This is a genomic window from Enterococcus sp. 3H8_DIV0648 (assembly GCF_002140655.1).
In the GTDB taxonomy this organism is placed as follows: domain Bacteria; phylum Bacillota; class Bacilli; order Lactobacillales; family Enterococcaceae; genus Enterococcus_A; species Enterococcus_A hulanensis.
The window spans coordinates 198606-200489 of record NZ_NGLG01000001.1 but is presented as its reverse complement, the minus strand read 5'-3'; the positions used below and the strand labels follow the sequence as shown (position 1 = coordinate 200489).

The window sequence follows — 1884 nt, the reverse complement described above, 5'->3', positions numbered from 1 at the left end:
GCACCCTGCTAAAATTGCCCCTAACACCACAAAAACAACCCATTTTTTCATTGTAACCCTCCATTATTATATTTTGATAGCCTTTCCAAATATAACTACAGTTTACACTAATTTCAAAGTGATTAATAATACCATTTATTATCTGTCTCTTATACACATCTAGATGTGTATAAGAGACAGGGTCTTCTCAATGGGATATCTATTGGAATCAAGCATTAGCCTTCGATTCCTTAAAGGTTCATGAAATCGACTGTATCATCACTATTCCAGAAAAAGAAGGTGTTCTTGTCTTTTCGGAGGAAGATATTTACTACAGCCCTAACAGCGCCTTTACAACATTAGAGCACTTTTCTTCTGCGTATTCTTTTGCTGACTATACGGTCATGAGTACTTGTCTCAAATCTTTTGGTTGTTTTGGTCAATATAAGTCTCCTTGGATTTGTCCTTTCTTTGCGCTATGTCCGCTAGAGGGCGGTTATCATACCATTTGGATCAATCCGCTCAAAATCTACAAGCTTCAAACGATAGATGGAGAAACTTATGCTTTTATGGATAATGGACCCGTGATTCTCTTACCGCTCACTCGCCGTAGTATTCTTGCTAGAACAGAAATCACCTGTAGCGCCTTGGCCACACTTCAGCGAGATTGCTTCCAGATCGTGATTACTGGTGAGCGTCCGCTAGACTATCTGGAGGTTCCTAATACACCTTTTTCTCACTCATTAAGTAAACGAGCAGCTTTATTGCAGTTTTCGATTCCTTTTGGTGAACTGGTTCAGCAATACCAGAAAGCCTATTCACTACATTTGTATCAAACATTTGTGGTAGATGATTTAACACTAATTCTGTCTCTTATACACATCTAGATGTGTATAAGAGACAGCAATTGATGGCATTGGAATAATTTCAACGATTTCTGATGGCGCAGAAATTACAATTACTAATGAAATTGAAGGAGAAAAAAAGTTTAGCCTAGGTTTGGCTTCAGGAACTGGATATGCAAGACCGGCATTTGCCATAGTTAACGGTGGATATTCAGAATCGAAAATAGTTTATGAGGTCGCAGGAATAACAAGAGAACTTGTTACTTCACAAAAGGACATTAGTAAACATGGTGGTCAAATCCTAAGCAGTGTAACGGCTGATGCATCGAATGCTAACACAATTCGTAATATTTTTTCAGATATTAATAGTGACAATCTATACAGAGCGCTCAATGATCTAGAGTTAATGGATGAAGAGGAAAATAGGGTACAAATAAGTAGAAATAAGGTGTCTTCAGGAACTGTGATTAATTTCACTGGTAAAAACCATGAGGATTTATACTCTGATAACGGAGATCCAGGTTTACTTACCTATACGAGTGCTCCTACGGCTGATTTGACCTCTCTATATAACTGGGGGAACTTTACAGGATCTGAAAGTCATGTACTGCGCTATGTGTCTGTTCCAAATAATTCTAGTAATGATCAGATAAAACAAATTCTGGAGGCTGCAGGATCTAACACATATACATCGTTTCAGAATAATGATAATGAAATAGTATTTGCGAGAAATATAGGGAAAATTCAAGATCTGTCTCTTATACACATCTAGATGTGTATAAGAGACAGAAACCATAGAGAATAAACCGTCTATTGAGCCGTCAAATTAGGAGGAAGTGCAACATGCGCAAAGGTGAAAATATTTATTTAAGGAAAGATGGTCGCTGGGAAGGGAGATACCCTAAAGGCAGGAGAATTAACGGAAGAATAAAATACGGATATATTTATGGAAAAACTTATACGGAGGTTAAACAAAAGTTGTCTGCGTTAAAAATTCAGTACAAAACATTACAACATGTTCATGGATATTCTGCTGAAACTTTTGAGGAATGGACAAGAG

General features: G+C 37.3%; 2 protein-coding genes and 1 pseudogene. All 3 read left to right on the top strand.

Annotated elements, in window-relative coordinates; translation table 11 throughout:
- The first annotated feature begins 548 nt into the window (after positions 1-548).
- Positions 549-866, top strand: a complete 318-nt coding sequence (locus A5875_RS23140) for a hypothetical protein (RefSeq protein ID WP_141108258.1) — start codon at positions 549-551, stop codon at positions 864-866.
- A gap of 112 nt (positions 867-978) precedes the next feature.
- Positions 979-1596, top strand: a complete 618-nt coding sequence (locus tag A5875_RS00990; protein WP_088931881.1) for a hypothetical protein — start codon at positions 979-981, stop codon at positions 1594-1596.
- Between the two features lie 71 nt (positions 1597-1667).
- Positions 1668-1884: pseudogene (locus A5875_RS00985) on the top strand (SapC family protein); the annotation flags it as partial.

Coding starts and splice junctions, on each gene's coding strand:
- A5875_RS23140 (WP_141108258.1), top strand. CDS start 549: ATGGATAATGGACCCGTGATTCTCTTACCGCTCACTCGCCGTAGTATT.